The following is a 17,604-nucleotide window of genomic DNA, read 5'->3' as shown; positions in this document are numbered from 1 at the left end:
CCTATTTCACCCGCTTCTTTCGCAAGTCTGCAACCGTCTGCTGGAAAATTTCCGGCGGCTCGGCGGAGAACTCCAGCCACTCACCTGTTGATGGCTGCTCAAAGCCCAGGGTCTTGGCATGCAGGAACTGGCCATGGCCGGGCAGGGTCTTTCTCGGTCCATACAAGGGGTCGCCTGCTAAAGGGTGGCCGATATAAGCCATATGGACCCGGATCTGGTGGGTCCGGCCGGTTTCCAGCTGGCACTCAACCAAGCTGTAGCCCTGGTATTGCTCCAGGACCTTAAAGTGGGTTACCGCGCTCTTGCCCTTTTCCACCACCGCCATTTGCTTGCGGTCCTTGGGATTGCGGCCGATCGGGGCGTCAATTATCCCTTCTTCTTCCGCAAAATTGCCATGGACGATGGCCAGGTACTGGCGCTTGTTGGATTTGGCGGCCAGCTGCTTTTCCAGTGATTCCCGGGCAGCCGCGTTTTTCGCCACCATCAAGAGGCCCGAGGTGTCCTTGTCGATCCGGTGAACGATCCCGGGTCTGAAGCCTTCCGGACTGTCGGCCAGATCCCTGGTGTGGTAGAGCAAGGCGTTAACCAGAGTGTGGCTGGGGTGGCCGGCGGCCGGGTGGACCACCATCCCCTGCGGCTTGTTGACCACGATGATGTCTTCGTCTTCATAGACAATGTCCAGTGGAATATTTTCCGCTTCCAGCTTTAATGGCTCTAGCGGCAAAACGGTGACCTGGATCAGGTCACCTTTCTGCACTTTATATGAAACTTTGCTCTTTTTGCCATTGACCAGGACTTCCCCGGCTTGGACCAATTCCTTGATCCGGCTTCTGGACAGGTCAGTCATTTCCCCTGCCAGATACTTGTCCAGCCGCTGGCCGCTTTCTTCCGCGGTCAGTTCATACTCACGGTTCATCCTAGTCCTCCCTTTCAATGAATAACAGATAGCTGAAGATCAGAATCACGCCAACGGTAATGGCAGCATCAGCCAGGTTGAAGATATTGAACTGCACAAAGTCCAGCTGAATCATGTCGATGACATACTTCAAATGCAGGCGGTCAATCAAGTTGCCGATGATCCCGCCCAAAACCAGAACCAGGCCCGACTTGAACATCCAGTGGCTGTACTTCTTATTGAAGTAGTAGTAAAGCACTACGGCAATGGCAACAGAGCTGACTACGTAAAAGAACCACATTTTGCCGGACAAGATATTCCAGGCCGCCCCGTTATTCTGAATATAGGTAAAGGAGAACAGCCCCGGCATCACGTCGTGGACTTCGCCCAAACGGTAATTTGTGACAATATAATACTTCAAAGCTTGATCAGCTGCCGCGATCAAGGCAGCGATCACTAATCCAACTATCTGCATAATCCTCTTTTCTAGAACAAACCGCTGATCTTGCCGGTTTCGTCCACATCAATATCCAAGGCGGCCGGGTGCTTTGGCAGGCCTGGCATGTCCAGAATGTGGCCAGTTGAAACTACCACGAAGCCGGCCCCGTTGCGGAGGCTCAAGCCCTTGACATGCAAAGTAAAGCCGGTAGGAGCTCCCAATTCCTTGACATTGTCAGTAAAGCTGTACTGGGTCTTGGCAATGATGACTGGCAGCTTGTCCTTGCCCATCTTCTTCAATTTTACAAGCTGGTCCTTGGCCTTGTCCGTGTATTCCACGTCAGACGCGTGGTAGATCCGCTTGGCTACCTTTTCAATCTTGGTTTCCAGGTCGTCATCCAGGTCGTAGCTGCGCTTGATTTCGTAGTCGCTCTTGTCGGCCAGTTCAACGATCTTTTCAGCTGCTGCCTTAGCCCCCTTGGAGCCTTCATCATGGGCAGTCACGATTTCGCATGGGAAGCCTTGTTCTTCAATCAATGACTTGAGCAGGTCAAGCTCTGCTTCAGTGTCAGTTGGGAACTTGTTGATAACCACCAAAACTGGAATATTGTATGAACGGACATTGTTCATGTGCCGGTCCAGGTTAGCAAAACCTTCCTTTAATGAGTCCAGGTTTTCTTCCTTCAAATGGTCAGTTGACTTTTCAGCCTGGTACTTCAAGGCCCGGACAGTCGCAACAACAACGGCGGCATCTGGCTTCTTTTCCAGCTTGGTGGAAACGAAGTCCAGGAACTTTTGCCCGCCAAGGTCTGAACCAAAGCCGGCTTCACTTAAAACGTAGTCGCCGAGGTGCAGAGCCAGGTTGGTTGACAGGATGGAGTTGTTGCCGTGGGCAATGTTGGCGAAAGGTCCGCCGTGTACGAAGGCTGGAGTGTGTTCCAAAGTTTGAACCAGGTTTGGCTTCAGGGCCGTTGACAAAAGGGCAGCGATGGCGCCTTGGAAGCCCAGGTCCTTGACAAAGACTGGTTCATCCTCGTAAGTGTAGCCGACCAGAACCTTGCCGACTCTTTCCTTTAAGTCAGCAATGTCCTTGGACAGGCAGAGAATAGCCATGAGTTCGTGACCCACAGTCAACTGGAAGCTGGCCGGGCGTTCAACCCCGTTGAACTTGGATCCTTGGCCAATCGTTATCTTTCGCAAGGTCCGGTCGTTAACGTCCAGGCCGCGCTTAATGACGATCTTTTCCGGGTCCAGGCCCAGTTCGTTGCCTTGGTAGATGTAGTTGTCAACCAGGGCTGACAGGTTGTCGATGGCTGAGGTCAAGGCGTGCATGTCTCCGGTAAAGTGGAGGTTGATGTCTTCCATTGGAATGACTTGGGCATAGCCGCCGCCGGCAGCCCCGCCCTTCATCCCGAAGACTGGTCCCATGGATGGTTCTCTTAAGGCAATCACCGTCTTCTTGCCTAATTGGTTGTTGATGGCATCCCCGATCCCGATCGTCATCGTGGACTTGCCTTCCCCGGCTGGAGTTGGTGAAATTGAAGTCACCAAGATCAGCTTGCCCAGGTGGCCGTTTTCTTCACTACGCTTGATTGCCTGCCAGTTGACCTTGGCCTTGTCGTAGCCGTATGGTTCAAGGTCTTGGCTGGTCAAGCCCAGCTTGGCCGCAACGTCAGTAATAGGCAATTCTTCTGCTGCTTGCGCAATTTCGATATCTGATTTAACCATTTCTGTCACGCTTTCTCTTAAAAACAAGATAATCAGTGCTTTGCTGCCTGGAAACCCGCACCCGGTAGACCTCAAAGCCACGCCAACTAGTCACCAATTCTGGTTTTTCCTCCAGGACGAACTCCTTCCGGTAAGGCAAACGCAAGCGCGTCTGACCGTCAAAAGAAATGTAGGACTTTTTCCATGTAAAAACAAGCAGAAGCAGGAAGATGATGCCCGTTATCACAGTCGGCAGGTTGATGAACTGGTTGCCCTCCAGACAGAAGATCACAGTCAGGAAAAGCACCAGCAAGAGCCAGCTGTAATAAATGACGCCAAGGTCTCCTAAAAAGATCAAATGTTTTTTCATGAAAAACTCCTTGTCACTAGATATCTAGATTATAGCAAAAAAGCAGGAAAATACCGAAAAATACGAAAAATATTTTTAAATATTGTTTTTAATATTCGGTAATCAAGTTATAGTTAGGACTTTAAGCAAAGAAACTTAAAAAATAATCGGCTTTTCACCAGGTCAAATCTAACTTTTGACTTGACTGGGTGCTCTCGTAAAGGGAGCTGATATAACTTTTCATGCTGGGCATGGCTGCCAACAAAGTTCGGTAGGCGATTGATTCATAAATTGCCGCGATCTCGGCTTCACTCTTATAGCTTTGCCCGGTGAAAAAGTCCCAGTGCATCTTTTTGAGCATTTCCGCGGCTTCCGGCAGGTCCTTTGCTGCTCCCTTGAGCAGGTGCTGGCGCAGAAGCAGGTTATTGCTCTGGTCAAAAACTTCCTTCAGATAAGCGTGAAAATCCGCAAAAGGCGGCAGCTTTTTCTCTTCAGCCGTTAAAAAATTGTCAATGTCAAAAGCGTGGCGCCGGTAGCTGAGGGAATTAGCAGTCAGCTCAACTATCCCATAGCCCTGGTCGCTTTCCGCGAAGCAGGATGAAACAACCTCGGGAACCGGAACCCAGCCGGACATGATGTGCTGGGCATGGATATGGCCGGAAAAAGCGCAGCGGACCGGGTACTGACTGAGCAGCTGGACAATTTCACCGGCATTATTCAGTTTAAAGCCGTCATGAACCACTGAATTATGACTGTAGAGGTTATGGTGCATGAAAAAGAGGACGTCTTGTCCCAGTCTTTTGGCCTCAACCAATTCCTGGCTCAGCCACCGCCTTTCCCCATCATCGATGGCCCCGCTGGTCATAGGATGGGTGTAGGAAAACTTACTGCTGTACAGGTTGGAGTCCAGCAAAAGCAGCCGCCAGTGCGGGTTCAAGTTGACTGAATATGATAAAGAGCCTGGCTCCTGGCTTGCGGCTAAGTCATAGCTGGCGGAAAAAATTTCCTTCCAGTCAGCCGGTGAGATTTGCGCAACCCGTCTTTCCTCACTGCCACTAAAACTTCTGGCCCAGCCGTCATAAATGTCATGGTTGCCCGGAATAACCAGCAAGGCAATCCCCGCTTCTTTTAAGGGAGCAAAAATCTCCCCCAGCCTTTCAGCTGACCGCCTGGCTCCATTAAAGGTCAAGTCCCCGGTAATGATCAAGGCTGCCGGCTTGGCCCTGACAACTTTTCTGACAAAAGCCCTGAGAGCCAGGTCCTGGTAGGCAATGTCCTTGCCAGCGCTGGTTTGCCGCATCTTTTTAAACCTGGCGCCAAAGTCATGCAGGTCATCGGCAATTAAGTGGGGATCTGAGATCAGCCAGAAGTCTGGCCGTTCACTATCCGTAATCGCCTTCATCAGCATATCTCTTCTTTACTTGCGCTTGGCCCAGAACTGGTAGTAGTCAGCCCGGAGGTTACCATTGTAGAGCTTGCGCTTCTTGCTGGCCTTTTGCCCGAAGCACTTTTCAAAATCCGGGTCCGCCGTCAAGTAGTACTGGCTGAAAGAAGTCAGCGGCCGCAAGACTTCCCCCATCTGCCGGTAAAGCTCTTCTGCCCCTTGCTTGTCTTTCAAACGCTTGCCGTATGGCGGGTTGGAAACGATGACCCCGTTTTCCAGATCGGTGCTAAAGTCCTTGACCGCGACCTGCTTAAAGCGGATGTCCTGCAAGACCCCGGCATTGTGGGCATTCAGCTTGGCTACTTCCAGAATCGACTGGTCGATATCGCTGGCCCAAATTGGCGCTTCAGCTGGCTTAACCTGGCTCTTGGCTTCTTTCAGCAGCTCTTCGTGCAGGCGCGGGTCAAACCAGTCAAAGTCGTCAAAGGCAAACTTCCGCCAAGTGCCCGGGGCAATATTGCGGGCAATCAAGGCTGCTTCAATTGGCAGGGTCCCTGACCCGCACATCGGGTCAATAAATGGATGGGTCCCGTCATATGGCGTCAGCTTGATCAAAGATGCCGCGAAGTTTTCCTTTAAAGGCGCTCCCCCGTGCTCAATCCGGTAGCCCCGCTTGAAAAGACTTTCCCCGGTCGTGTCCAGCGACAGGCGGACAGTGTCCTTGTAAATGTGCACGTCCAGCTGGTAGAGGCTGCCGCTTTCCGGCAGCTTGCCCCGCCGGTGGTATTGGGCCGCCATCTTGTCAACGATGGCTTTTTTCACAATGGACTGCACATCCGGTTCAGAGTGCAGCTTTGAGCGGACACTGCGCCCCTTGACTGGGAAGGCCGCGTCGACTGGCAAAAGCATGGCCCAGTCATAAGCGTAAGTTTCATCATACAAGGTTGAGAAATCTTTAGCCGTAAATTCCTTTAACAGGATCTTGACCCGGTCAGCTGTTCTGAGCCACAAATTGCATCTGACGATGTCTTTCTGGCCGCCTTTAAAAAAGACCCTGCCGTTTTCCGTCGTCGTTTCATAGCCCAAGGACTGCAGTTCCTTGGCCACGACGCTTTCAAAACCCGCCCCCATGGTCGTGTACAATTGGTATTCTTCCATCGCTATCTCCGTTCTTTTCCTTCTGAGCCTTATTCTAATTGCTGTTCTGATTTTATATTTGCAGGCTTATTCCTAAAAAAAGAAAAAGTTGGGCTTCAAACGAAGTCCAACTCTCTGCCTTGCAAGTTTCTATAAGCCACGTTCTGTTCCACCAACCGCCGGCCGCGGCTGGTTTCAGCAGCCATCTATCTCTACATGATGTAGTCCAACTTTTGGTTCATTTACCTAAGTTGAGACGCCCCTACCAAATTTCGGGTTACACGCTCGCAGGGTTTACCTCGTTCCACCAAGCCGGTTTCCCGGCTTGCTCCGTCACTGTGGCACTTTCAAGATATTCACGCATGGCTAGGCTTTAGCGCTTTCTCTGCCGTGAGGCCTGGGGCCTCCTCCAGCTTATTGGGCTGAATACGATCACTACGGGCATCGCAGCCCGTGCGTGCGTGGACTTTCCTCAGCCGGCTCAAGGCCGGCCGCGACTGCTCAAAACTTGCAACATTGCTATTATAGCAAACTTTCTTTACTTTTGTAAATCCTGAATTCCGTAAACTCTTTGTTCCAGATTGTAGACCTTCCGCTCCAAGGTTGAAAGTCTTTGAATGATTGCCATGTTAGTTGAGATTTCGCCGCTAGTGCTGCTGTTATCCAGGCTGAAGTTGGCCCGCTGCCTTTGTGAGCTTGGCACGTAGGTCTTAACGTCTTCTTCCTTACTTTCAGTAGTTGCTGGTGCCGGGCCGGCTGCCGGAATTTCCTTGACGGCCTGTTCTTCCTGCTTGACCTGCTTCTCAGCGGCGATTACCTGCCCCTGCAGTTCACCAATCCGGCCGTAAAGGTCTTCAATGATGTCCTGGAAGGTTTCATAGTCGGAAATGATTTGGTCCAGGTAAGAATCAACTTCATCCGGATCATAGCCCTTGACCTTGCTTCTGAACTGCTTCTTCAAAATGTCCTGCGCGGACAACTTAATATCGTTTAAATCTGCCATTAACTCTTGACTCCTTTATACTAAAGTCATTTTATCAAAAAGCGCCCTTATAAAAAAGAAAGAAAGAGTTAAAATTTACCATTTCCTTTGATTTTCTTCATAATCCCTGGCGGCCTGTTCCAGGTCATAATAATCGACCAGGTCCAGCTGGTAGTCATCCCGCTTTTCCAGGTATTTTTCGATCATCTCGTAGTCATACTTGCTCTTGCCCGGGTATTCCGGGTCATAGACCAGAAGGGCCCGGTCGGTGTGCTGGAACATAAACTGCTGGTATTCCCGGAATTGCCGGCCGCCCTGGTAGGGTCCTTTTGAAGTTGCGGAGCAGAAGTCAGCTTGATTTTTCAAATTCTGCAGCTTAAGCTGGTTGTTTTCGCTCCAGCGGCTGCCAAAGTCAAGATAAGGCAGCATCACTGCCAGGCGCAGGTTATAGTCCTGCCTTAGCTCCAGGGCCACTTCCGCGCTCCACTGCTCAACGCCCAGGTTAGCGCCAGTGATGACCCAGTCCAATTGCCCTTCTTCCAGCAGGTTGGTCAGGCGCTGCTTGATGGCATACTTGATCACCGTGATTTTTGGATCCTTGTCGCCAAAAGTTCCCAGTTCATAGCCCCGGTAGCCGCTGATCCAAATTCGCTGCATGCAAATTCCTCCCTTAATCTTTTTGCTTTGCCAGTTTCTTAAAAACATTGTAACATTAACCGCAAAAGCAGGAATGATCTAGCTTCAGAGTCAGTTTGCAAATAATCTGATTAGGTTTCTCAAGTTTTTATTGTTATAATGACTTCCAGGAGTGAACTTTATGGTCAAATACCCAACTGGATCTGTCATGCCCCTCAGGGCAGCTCAGCGGCAAGGAGAAAAGGCCCTGCTTAAAAAGGCCAGCTTTTCTGGCCGCGGGATGACCCTGGAGCAGCAGATCAATGAATCAAACCAGTACTACCTTGACGCGGGCATCGCGGTCGTTCACAAGAAGCCGACCCCGATTCAGATCGTCAAGGTCGACTACCCAAAAAGATCGCGGGCTGTCATCCGCGAGGCCTACTTTCGTCAGGCCTCAACGACTGACTACAACGGCGTCTATCAAGGCTACTACCTTGATTTTGAAGCCAAGGAGACGCGCAACAAAACTTCTTTTCCTTTAAAGAACTTTCATGCGCACCAGATCCTGCACCTTGAGCAGTGTTTGGACCAGGAGGGGATTTGCTTTGCCCTTATCGGCTTCATGACCCTGGAGCGCTACTTTGTCACCCCGGCATCTTTTTTGATTCAAGCTTGGCAAAACTGGAAGGCTGCCGGCAAGAGTTCCATGACTCTTGCTGAAATCGAAGCTAACTCCTTTGAAATTAAAAGCGGATTCTGGCCAGCCCTGCCCTATTTAGAGGCAGTCGACCGGATCATTGCGGATAGGAAACAAGAACATGGCAACAAATAGTCCAGAGCAAAAGAACACGCGGATGGCCCGCTTGCACGCCAATGACGGCGCCAAGAAGGCCCGGCCCGTTCTGCGGGTAATTAAATGGCTTTTTCTGCTCTTTTTCTTGCTGATCATCTCCGGCGTCGGCGTCTTCGCCTACTACGCCAAAGACGCCCCGAGCATCAGCACCTCCAAGCTGCAAAGCGGCGGCACATCAAGTTTTTACACTACCGACGGCAAATTTTTAATGTCACTGGGTTCACAGACCCGGGTCTATGCTAAAGACTCGGCCATCCCCCAGACTTTGAAAGACGCGGTCGTCTCTATCGAAGACAAGCGCTTCTACTCTGAAAGCCTGGGGATCGACCCCCTCCGGATCGTGTCGTCTTTCTTGACCAACGTCAAGAGCTCCAGCACCGTGGCCGGCGGGTCAACCATCACCCAGCAGCTGGTCAAATTGACCTGCTTCTCAACCGCCAGCTCCCAGCGGACCCTGTCCAGAAAGGCCCAGGAAGCCTGGCTGGCCATGAAGGTGGAAAGAGAATACAGCAAGGACCAGATCCTGGAATTTTACATCAACAAGGTTTACATGAACTATGGGACCTACGGGATGGGGACTGCAGCCAACTACTACTATGGCAAGTCCCTCAAGCAGCTGGACCTGGCCCAGCTGGCCCTTTTGGCCGGGATGCCTAACGCCCCGGTGGCCTACAACCCTTACCTTTACCCAAAGAAGGCTAAGTACCGGCGGGACCTGGTTCTTAAGGCCATGTATGACAACAAGAAGATTACTAAGAAGCAGTACCTGGCAGCCAAGGCTGAAGACGTACAGAAGGGCCTTAAGAAGCACACGACCAGCACTGAATCCAAGCTGCGCAAGGTCGACGACGCCTACATCAAGGAAGCAATTGCTGAAGTGCAGGCTGACGGCTTCGACCCATACAATGACAACCTGAAGATCACCATCAATATCAACCAGGCTGCCCAAAACAAACTTTACTCCCTGGCTAACAGCGGCAGCGTTGCTTTTACCAGCAAGAAGATGCAGATCGGGGCCACGGTCATCAACCCGAAGAACGGACATGTTATCGCCATCCTCGGGGGCCGGAAGTTGCCGTCAGTCCAGCTGGGTCTTGACCGGGCAGTACAGACAGGCCGGTCAACCGGGTCAACGATCAAGCCGGTCTTAGACTACGCTCCGGCAATTCAATACCTCAACTGGGGAACCAGCCACATCCTGCAGGATACCAAGTACACCTACCCGGGCACTAATATCCAGCTTTATGACTGGGACAACACTTACCAGGGGCCAATGAGCATGCGCTATGCCCTGGTTCAGTCCAGAAACGTGCCGGCCGTCAGAACCTTGAATGAAGTCGGGATTTCCCGGGCCTCGCTTTTTGCCAGAAAATTAGGTGTTAACGTCAGTCCCAATGCTGGTCTTTCAACAGCGATCGGGGTTGACGCCTCCAGCTTGCAGATGGCGGCTGCTTATGGGGCATTCGCGACGATGGGCGTTTACAGAAAGCCACAATTCGTCTCCAAGATCGAAACGGCTGACGGGCAGGTCCGCAAGTATAACTCTGCTGGCAAGCGGGTCATGAAGAAGTCAACTGCCTACATGATCACCGACATGCTCAAGGGCGTCTTCACCAGCGGGACCGGGACCACGGCCAAGGTCAGCGGGATCTACGAGGCCGGTAAGACCGGTACGGTTAAGTACTCTGACTCCGACCTGGTTAAGTACCCAAGCTACAGCTCAACGCCAAAGGATTCCTGGTTCGTTGGCTACACCAAGCAGTATTCAATCGGAATCTGGACAGGCTATGACAATTTGAAGGACGGGACGATCTCTGGAGTCGGCCAGTACTCAGCCCAGCTGATCTACAAGTACATGATGTCCTACTTGATGGCTGACGAAGACAGCACAGACTGGGAAATGCCAGCAACGGTCGTCAAGATGCGGATTGTCAAGAATACTGAAGACAAAGTAGCCTCCCCTGGCCAGCCCTACACTTGGGAACTCTTTGTCAAGGGGCATGCGCCGACTGACGCTGACTATGTCTGCTCAAGCAGCGATACTTCTACTGCTTCCAGTTCAGCCGTGACTTCCAGCGTCAAATCAAGCTCAAGTTCCAGCTCCTCGAAGAGCAGCTCGAGTTCCAGTTCAAGCGAGAAGTCCTCGTCTTCATCCAGCTCTTCAAGTTCAAGCGCGGCTTCATCAAGCTCGGCATCTTCTTCCAGCCAGAGCAGCAAAGCGCCGAAGACTGAAGAAAATAAGCAAGACAACAATAATGATGACAAGCAGGATAACTAAGCTGCTGAATTAATAATTTATCGAAAAAGCCAGAGCAACTGATTTCTTCAAGGCCCTGGCTTTTTTCTCTGCTAAAATATATAGCAACAGGATAAAAAGCAAGAATATCTGTCAACAAGACTTACAGAAATAGAAAAGAGGAAATCATGGACGCAATTAAAATTGAGGACTTTTTGCACTATGCCAACCTGGGCAAACTCAAGGCCAAGGGTCAGAACCTTGTCTGGGTCAAGGGCCTGCCAGATGCCAGCAAAAAAGACAAATACCTCTACACATTAGAGACCTTGCAAGACGGGCAAGTCAGCCCCCTTAGCTCCTTTGGCCAGGAAAGAGACTTCGTCTTTCTCGATGAAAACACGGTTTGCTTTGCCGGCAACCGGACCAAGGAAAAGGACAAGACCTTTATCTACCAGCTTTCTTTAAAGGGCGGTGAAGCAAGGGAAATCGCTGCTTTAGAGGGAGAAGATTTCGCGGTTGAAAATGTCTTAGTAGACGGCCGCCTGCTCCTCAGCCGGCGGGTTGACTTGCGCGAAGCTGAGAAAAAGCAGGATCCGGATGAAAAAGACTATGTGGTCTTAGATGAGTTCCCGGCCTACTTCAATGGCGACGGCATTATTTCCAAGTTCCGCGACCGCCTCTTTCTTTTTGACCCCGCCAAAAAGGAGTTGACCGAACTCTTAAAAGATGACCCATACTTCACCTTTGACTTCCACTATGTCGATGGCACTGACCTCTACTTCACCGGGGATTCTTACACTCAATCCAAGGCCCGCAAGTCCGCCCTCTACCAGCTGGACTTAAATAGCCTGGAATATTCTCAGCTTTTGCCAAAAGAAGAGTGGTCAATTTTTGACATCTGCGTCTTAAAGGGCCAGCTCTACCTGGTGGCCACTGATGAAAAGCGCTATGGCTCGGAAGAAAATCCCCAGTTTTACAAGTATGACCCGGAATTCAAAACTCTTTCTTTGGCCGCGGCTTGGGAAGACTGCTGGGGCGACTGCGTAGACACCGACCTTTGCCTGTTGGACGTGCGGACCAGCCGGGTCTTTGAGGACTGCCTCTACTTCACCACGACTAAGGTCGACCACACGGTATTGGAATGCTTTGACGGCGAAAAAATTACTCCTGTCTTTGAATTTCCTTCCATCGAATTCTTTGACTTTACCAGTGACGGCACTTGCTGGTTTACTGGTCCAAATGCCAACGAGACCCAGCAACTTTACAGCTACAAGGACGGCCAGCTGACCAAGCACTCTAGCTATAACGAAGATGCCTTAAAGGGCCGCTATGTCGCTTCCGCCGTTCAAGTTGACTATCAAGACTATGCCGGCAATACCCAGCATGGCTGGGTTCTTTACCCGAAAGACTTTGCTGAAAAGCAAAAATATCCGGCCATCCTCGATGTCCACGGCGGGCCAAAGACAGTTTACGGGACCCCCTTTTTCCACGAGATGCAGGTCTGGGCAAGCCGGAGCTACTTTGTCTTCTTTGCCAACATCTACGGCTCTGACGGCCAGGGCAACGACTACGCCAACATGCGGGGGCACTGGGGCCGGGAAGACTACGAGGACTTGCTGAAGTTCACGGACGCTGTTTTGGCAAAAATCCCGCAAATTGACGCCGGCCGTCTGGGCATCACTGGCGGTTCATATGGCGGCTACATGACCAACTGGGTGATCGGCCATACTGACCGCTTCAAGGCTGCCGCCAGCCAGCGGTCCATGTCCAACTGGCTGAGCGATGCCTTTATGTCAGACGTGGGTCCTTGGGATGACCTTTACTCCATTGACGCAAATAACTTGGACGAGAAGCTGGACTATGCCTGGCAGCAGTCTCCTTTGAAATATGCCAAAAACGTGACCACGCCGACCTTGTTCATCCACTCTTTGGAAGACTACAGATGTCCTTTGCCGGAAGGAATGCAGATGTTCCGGGCCCTGCTCTACTACGGGGTGGAAAGCAGAATGTGCCTCTTTAAAGGCGAAAACCACGAGCTCTCCAGAAGCGGGCAGCCAAAACACCGGATCCGCCGCTTAAAAGAAATTACTGCCTGGTTTGACCAGCATTTGCGGTAAAATATAAGAGGCAAGAAAACAAAAGATTATGCAACAAAGGAGTTTTTTATGACTAAAATTGCCATGTATAATGTCAGCCCGATCGAAGTGCCTTACATTGAAGACTGGGCTAAGAAAAACGATGTCGAAATTAAGACGACCGACCAGGCCTTGACCAGCGCGACTGTAGATTTAGCTGAAGGGTGCAGCAGCGTTTCCCTTAAGCCACTTGGCCCGGTTGACGAAGAAGTTGTTTACCAAAAATTGAGCGAATACGGAGTCAAGTGCATCGGCCTCAGAATCGTTGGCTTCAACACCATCAACTTCGACTGGACCAAGAAGTACAACTTGCTGGTCACCAACGTTCCGGTCTACTCCCCGCGGGCGATCGCTGAAATGACGGTTACCCAGGCCATGTACCTCCTGCGCAAGATCGGGGAATTCCGCTACCGGATGGACCATGACCATGACTTTACCTGGCCAAGTAACTTGATCAGCAATGAAATCTACAACTTGACTGTCGGCTTGATCGGGGTCGGTCACATCGGCAGCGCCGTGGCAGAAATCTTCTCAGCCATGGGGGCCAAGGTCATCGCCTATGACGTGGCTTACAACCCGGAATTTGAACCATTTTTGACCTACACCGACTTTGACACGGTCTTGAAAGAAGCTGACATCGTCTCCCTCCACACTCCCCTCCTCCCATCAACGGAAAACATGATCGGGGAAAAGCAGCTGAAGGAAATGAAGAAGTCTGCCTACTTGATCAACTGTGCCCGGGGCGAATTAGTCGACACTGGAGCCTTGATCAAGGCCTTGCAGGATGGCGAAATCGCCGGTGCCGGCCTGGATACTTTGGCTGGGGAATCCAGCTACTTTGGCCACACTGGCCTGACGGACAGCGAAATCCCAGAAGACTACAAGACCCTGGCCAAGATGCCAAACGTTGTCATTACTCCGCACTCAGCCTTCTACACGGAAACTTCCATCCGCAACATGGTGCAGATCTGCTTGACTGACCAATTGACCATCGCCAAAGGCGGCCGGCCAAGAAGCATCGTTAACCTGTAATTTTTACTGAATTGATCAACGCGAAAACACCGGCAGTTTAATTTCTGCCGGTTTTTTTGGTATATTGCAATTCTTATTGAAAACGCTAACTTTTTTTGCTGGAATAATCTTTTTTCTACCATACAATGGAATTAGCATGTGAAAAGGAGAAAAAATTATGGCGCCGATTGTAAAATTAAACTGAACACTGTTTCGATCCAGTAAGAAAAATCGTTTTCACTGGATTAGAGCACAAAAAATCCATTTCAACCATCTGGTAGAATATGAATTACCACAAACATTTCTAGAGAGGTTAAAATGGATCATTCATATTCTAACACTAAACCACACCAAAAGGGCAAGCACCTTAAGCTAAACGACCGGACTACAATCCAGGAGCTGCACTCTAAGGGCTACTCCAACCGTGCTATAGCCAGAGAGCTTAACTGCTCGCCAAGCACGGTCGGATATGAGCTCAAAAGAGGCACAGTATCCGTGTATACCGGCAATGTGAAGCGGTATAAAGCTGTCGAAGGGCAAAGCACTTACGAACTACATAGAAGCAAATGCGGCCGCAAGAGCTTGTTTCTTCGCAGACATAAGTTCATCGACTATGTTTCCCACTGCTTCCATAATCGAGGCTGGTCTCTTGATGCTTGCGTGGGTTATGCTTTGGCCAAGGGAATCTTCCAGAAGGATCAGGTCGTATCAACCAAAACTCTGTATAACTACGTTGACTTGGGCCTAATGGACATCAAGAACGGTGATCTTCCAGAGAAGGTCAAGCGCAATACTAAGACTCGTCGTGCCCGTGTAAACAAGCGTATCCTGGGACGAAGCATCGATGAACGTAGTCCTAGAATCGAAAGTCGTAAGGACTTTGGTCACTGGGAATGCGATCTGGTTCTTGGACACAAGACTAAGGACGATGATGTGTTGCTTACTCTGTGCGAACGAAAGACGCGTCAGTTCTTCATGATCAAGATCGAGGATAAAACCTCAGCTAGCGTTATGAAGGCATTTGATAAGCTTCGAGAGTACTACGGATCCAAATGGAATCAAATCTTTAAGTCTATCACAACCGACAACGGATCTGAGTTCGCAGATCTATCCGATCTTGAGCAAGTTTCCAAGACTCTTGTGTACTACGCTCACCCTTATACATCCTGTGATAAAGGCAGCGTAGAACGGCACAACGGGCTTATCAGACGCTATATTCCCAAGGGAGACCGTATGGATAAGTACAGTGTGGAAGATATTGCTAAGATCGAGGTATGGTGCAACTCTCTTCCTCGGAAGATCTTAAACTACAAGACTCCAGAAGAGTACTTTGACACCGAACTTGACCGCATTTACCGGCGTAGATAGTCAAAATTTACCAGATGTTATGGTAAGTGTTCAATTTATTTTTGCAATTGGCGGAAAAAATTATGGAAATTAAGAAATGGTCTTATCCGGATTTCCCGGAATACCAAACCGACTTGCCAGACGTAAAATGTATCGACAGTACCGGTGATGAAGTCAGAGTCCTCTACCACCCAAACGTTGAATACGCAGATTATGGCGGACAGAAACTGACCTTGCAGATCTTGGAGCCATCTACACGGAACCATCCGGATGACTTGACTTACCCGATCTTTGTTTACGTCCAAGGCTCAGCATGGATGAAGCAAAATGTTTACCGCGACCTGCCCCAGATGGCAAAAATCGCCGCTCTTGGCTATGTTGTTGCGGTTGTTGAATACCGGGGCAGCGACGTGGCTTCCTTCCCGAAGCCGATTCTTGATGCCCAAAACGCCGTACGCTTCATGAAGCTGCACGGGCCCGAATACCAGGGCGACCCAAAGCGGGTTATTTTAGCGGGCAATTCTTCTGGCGGTCACACTGCCGTTTACGCCAGCTTTTTCCCGGAAGGTGAAGACAATCTCTACCCAGATGTTAACGCCAAAGTAAGTGGCGTGGTCGACTTTTACGGCTCCGTCTCCGTCATGCGTGAAGACAGCAACCCAACAACTATCAACCACTTGCAGGCTGACAGTCCGGAAGGGATGGAAATGGGCCATGTTGACTTAAGAGAGAATTCTGACCTGCGCCGGAAACTGTCAGTTGAGTGCAATATCAGCAAGGATACCGACATTCCGCCAGTATTGATCATTCACGGCACGAAAGACCGGACGGTCAACACAATCGGCAGCACTGACCTTTATTTGAAATTAAAGGAGTGCGGCAAAGAAGCCTCCTACATCTTGATCAAGGGTGCTGACCACGGCGGCGGAGAATTCACCTCCCCAGCTGTTTTAAAGGAACTGGATGCTTTCATTAAACATGTTTTAGCCTAGTATATAAAAAAGACCGCCTTCTCCGGCGGTCTTTTTACATTCCCAAAACTTCTTTTTCAATCGTGTCCAGGACGCCATTCTCCGCAGCCGGCAGTTTTGTTACGAACTTGGCTGCTTCCTTGACCTCTTCGCGGGCATTTTTCATCGCGTAGGAATGGCCCGCGAATTTCAGCATTTCAATGTCGTTAAGGCCATCACCAAAAGCCATGATTTCCTCAGGCGAAAGATCATAGCGGCTTGCCAGCCATTTAAGCGAATTACCTTTTGACACTTCGGGCTGCAGAATGTCGATGCTGGCTACTCCCGAGTTAAAAATCTGCAGTTTTTCCGCGCAGACTGCCTTAAGCTTCTCCTCAGTTTCGTCCATGCGGCCAGTGCCTGGCACTATCATGATTTCTGTGAATTTGTCATCAGGCAAAGGCAGGAAGCTAGATACATTCTGATTATGCGAGAAATAAAAATTCATTCTTTCGCGAAAAGCCGGATCAGCCTGTTCCAAGAAATAACAATAGTTGATCCCGCAGAGCATGGTCCGTTGTGCCAGGCCGTTTTCCGCAATTATTTGCATTATTTTTTGAACCATGGACCGGTCAATCTCGTCTGCTTTAATCAGCTGGCCCTTTTCAAAAATCACCGAACCATTCAAGCCGCCAATCGTCATTTCATCCTTCATCGGGAATAAGTCCGCTACTTGCTGGTACTGGTCTCCCGAAATAGGCAAGACGCGGATGCCTTTTGCGCGCAACAGGTCAAAATCGCGTGCCCAGCGCTCACGTTCATAAAATCCCTTCCGCGGCATGAAGCTTTCATCCATATCAAAGGCAATCAATTTTATCATGGCTATCTCCCGCAAAATTTTTGCTTTTCTCAGCTTAATCTAAATAACTGTAGGGATCCGGGTTCTTGGCCCGGGCAGGCATCTTGTAGCGGCCAAAGAAGATCATGGCATGGTGGGTATGGATCCACTCATCCTTTGGCAGCAGCTCCTCCAGCCGCTTTTCCACCTGCAAAGGCGTTGCCTTCTCCGGCACGATCTTGAACTTCTTGGCGATCCGGGACACGTGGGTGTCGACCGCGATTGCCGGAACTCCCCAGCCTTCAGCCAGAACGACATTGGCCGTCTTGTTGCCAACCCCGGCTAATTTGACTAGGTCTTCCTTCTTGCCCGGCACCTGGCCGCCATATTCAGCGACCAGGGTCTGGGCCATTTCCTTGAGGTGCTTGGCTTTAGAATGATAGAGGCCCAGGTGGGAAATATCTGCCTCGATCTCCTCCTGGCTGGCCGCCGCCATAGCTTCCGGGGTCGGGAAATCCGCGAAGAGCTGGGGGGTCACTTTGTTGACCATCTTGTCTGTTGTCTGCGCGCTGAGCAGGACCGCGCACAAAAGCTGGAAGCGGTTGTCCCAGTTCAGCTCCCCTTTTGCTTCCGGAAACATGGCGTCAATCTGCTTCAAAACATTTCTTGCTTCTTCATCACTCAAGAGCTTTTCGTCTTTTTCCATTAAAATCCTCCCAAAAAT

General features: G+C 50.4%; 16 protein-coding genes and 1 other RNA gene. 6 read left to right on the top strand and 11 right to left on the bottom strand.

Annotated elements, in window-relative coordinates; translation table 11 throughout:
• Window position 1: 1 nt before the first annotated feature.
• The 9 genes from LJ046_RS06315 to LJ046_RS06275 all read right to left on the bottom strand — a co-directional run bounded on the left by LJ046_RS06315 (window position 2) and on the right by LJ046_RS06275 (window position 7,549).
• Window positions 2–916 carry an RluA family pseudouridine synthase gene (locus tag LJ046_RS06315; RefSeq protein ID WP_002876845.1) on the bottom strand — a complete coding sequence of 305 codons (915 nt, stop codon included), beginning with the start codon at window positions 914–916 and terminating at the stop codon, window positions 2–4.
• A gap of 1 nt (window position 917) precedes the next feature.
• Window positions 918–1,370: a signal peptidase II gene (gene lspA / locus LJ046_RS06310; RefSeq protein ID WP_002876847.1), complete on the bottom strand. Its 453-nt coding sequence runs from the start codon at window positions 1,368–1,370 to the stop codon at window positions 918–920.
• Window positions 1,371–1,381: 11 nt separating this feature from the next.
• Window positions 1,382–3,061: a formate--tetrahydrofolate ligase gene (locus LJ046_RS06305; protein ID WP_002876848.1), complete on the bottom strand. Its 1,680-nt coding sequence runs from the start codon at window positions 3,059–3,061 to the stop codon at window positions 1,382–1,384.
• Window positions 3,054–3,410 (bottom strand): hypothetical protein, encoded by a 357-nt coding sequence (locus tag LJ046_RS06300; RefSeq protein ID WP_002876851.1) that lies wholly within the window; start codon window positions 3,408–3,410, stop codon window positions 3,054–3,056. Before LJ046_RS06300 ends, LJ046_RS06305 begins: the two co-directional genes overlap by 8 nt.
• Window positions 3,411–3,564: 154 nt before the next feature.
• Window positions 3,565–4,791 carry a metallophosphoesterase gene (locus tag LJ046_RS06295; protein WP_002876854.1) on the bottom strand — a complete coding sequence of 409 codons (1,227 nt, stop codon included), beginning with the start codon at window positions 4,789–4,791 and terminating at the stop codon, window positions 3,565–3,567.
• 15 nt (window positions 4,792–4,806) lie between these two features.
• Window positions 4,807–5,931 carry a THUMP domain-containing class I SAM-dependent RNA methyltransferase gene (locus tag LJ046_RS06290; RefSeq protein WP_002876856.1) on the bottom strand — a complete coding sequence of 375 codons (1,125 nt, stop codon included), beginning with the start codon at window positions 5,929–5,931 and terminating at the stop codon, window positions 4,807–4,809.
• A gap of 127 nt (window positions 5,932–6,058) precedes the next feature.
• Window positions 6,059–6,419: RNase P RNA component class B (gene rnpB, locus LJ046_RS06285), an RNA gene on the bottom strand.
• 29 nt (window positions 6,420–6,448) lie between these two features.
• Window positions 6,449–6,913, bottom strand: a complete 465-nt coding sequence (locus LJ046_RS06280) for a DivIVA domain-containing protein (protein WP_002876857.1) — start codon at window positions 6,911–6,913, stop codon at window positions 6,449–6,451.
• A 75-nt stretch (window positions 6,914–6,988) separates the two neighbouring features.
• Entirely contained in the window at window positions 6,989–7,549 is a 561-nt protein-coding gene (locus tag LJ046_RS06275; RefSeq protein ID WP_002876858.1) for an SLOG family protein, read from the bottom strand.
• Between the two features lie 160 nt (window positions 7,550–7,709).
• Here LJ046_RS06275 and recU point away from each other — a divergent pair, with 160 nt between their 5' ends.
• The 6 genes from recU (at window position 7,710) to LJ046_RS06245 (ending at window position 16,084) form a co-directional block, all read left to right on the top strand.
• A complete protein-coding gene (gene recU, locus LJ046_RS06270; protein ID WP_002876859.1) occupies window positions 7,710–8,342 on the top strand; it encodes a Holliday junction resolvase RecU in 633 nt (210 codons plus the stop codon).
• The gene (locus LJ046_RS06265) at window positions 8,329–10,641 is read left to right on the top strand and encodes a transglycosylase domain-containing protein (RefSeq protein ID WP_002876860.1); all 2,313 of its coding nucleotides are present in this window, start codon (window positions 8,329–8,331) and stop codon (window positions 10,639–10,641) included. The genes recU and LJ046_RS06265 overlap by 14 nt, the downstream gene beginning before the upstream one ends.
• Before the next feature lie 146 nt (window positions 10,642–10,787).
• Complete coding sequence (locus tag LJ046_RS06260) at window positions 10,788–12,716, top strand: alpha/beta hydrolase family protein (protein ID WP_002876861.1); 1,929 nt, start codon at window positions 10,788–10,790, stop codon at window positions 12,714–12,716.
• A gap of 48 nt (window positions 12,717–12,764) precedes the next feature.
• Window positions 12,765–13,766 carry a D-2-hydroxyacid dehydrogenase gene (locus LJ046_RS06255; RefSeq protein WP_002876862.1) on the top strand — a complete coding sequence of 334 codons (1,002 nt, stop codon included), beginning with the start codon at window positions 12,765–12,767 and terminating at the stop codon, window positions 13,764–13,766.
• Window positions 13,767–14,063: 297 nt separating this feature from the next.
• Window positions 14,064–15,113, top strand: a complete 1,050-nt coding sequence (locus LJ046_RS06250) for an IS30-like element ISL7 family transposase (RefSeq protein WP_072557716.1) — start codon at window positions 14,064–14,066, stop codon at window positions 15,111–15,113.
• 62 nt (window positions 15,114–15,175) lie between these two features.
• Complete coding sequence (locus tag LJ046_RS06245; RefSeq protein ID WP_035176567.1) at window positions 15,176–16,084, top strand: alpha/beta hydrolase; 909 nt, start codon at window positions 15,176–15,178, stop codon at window positions 16,082–16,084.
• 34 nt (window positions 16,085–16,118) lie between these two features.
• Here the strand turns inward: LJ046_RS06245 and LJ046_RS06240 are convergent, their stop codons facing one another.
• Both LJ046_RS06240 and nth read right to left on the bottom strand, forming a co-directional pair.
• A complete protein-coding gene (locus tag LJ046_RS06240; RefSeq protein WP_002878414.1) occupies window positions 16,119–16,922 on the bottom strand; it encodes a Cof-type HAD-IIB family hydrolase in 804 nt (267 codons plus the stop codon).
• A 34-nt stretch (window positions 16,923–16,956) separates the two neighbouring features.
• Window positions 16,957–17,586 (bottom strand): endonuclease III, encoded by a 630-nt coding sequence (gene nth / locus LJ046_RS06235; protein ID WP_002878412.1) that lies wholly within the window; start codon window positions 17,584–17,586, stop codon window positions 16,957–16,959.
• Window positions 17,587–17,604 lie beyond the last annotated feature (18 nt).

This window comes from Lactobacillus delbrueckii subsp. jakobsenii ZN7a-9 = DSM 26046 (assembly GCF_001888925.1).
In the GTDB taxonomy this organism is placed as follows: domain Bacteria; phylum Bacillota; class Bacilli; order Lactobacillales; family Lactobacillaceae; genus Lactobacillus; species Lactobacillus delbrueckii.
The sequence above is the reverse complement of the archived record's forward strand: the minus strand, read 5'-3'. Positions and strand labels throughout refer to the sequence as shown.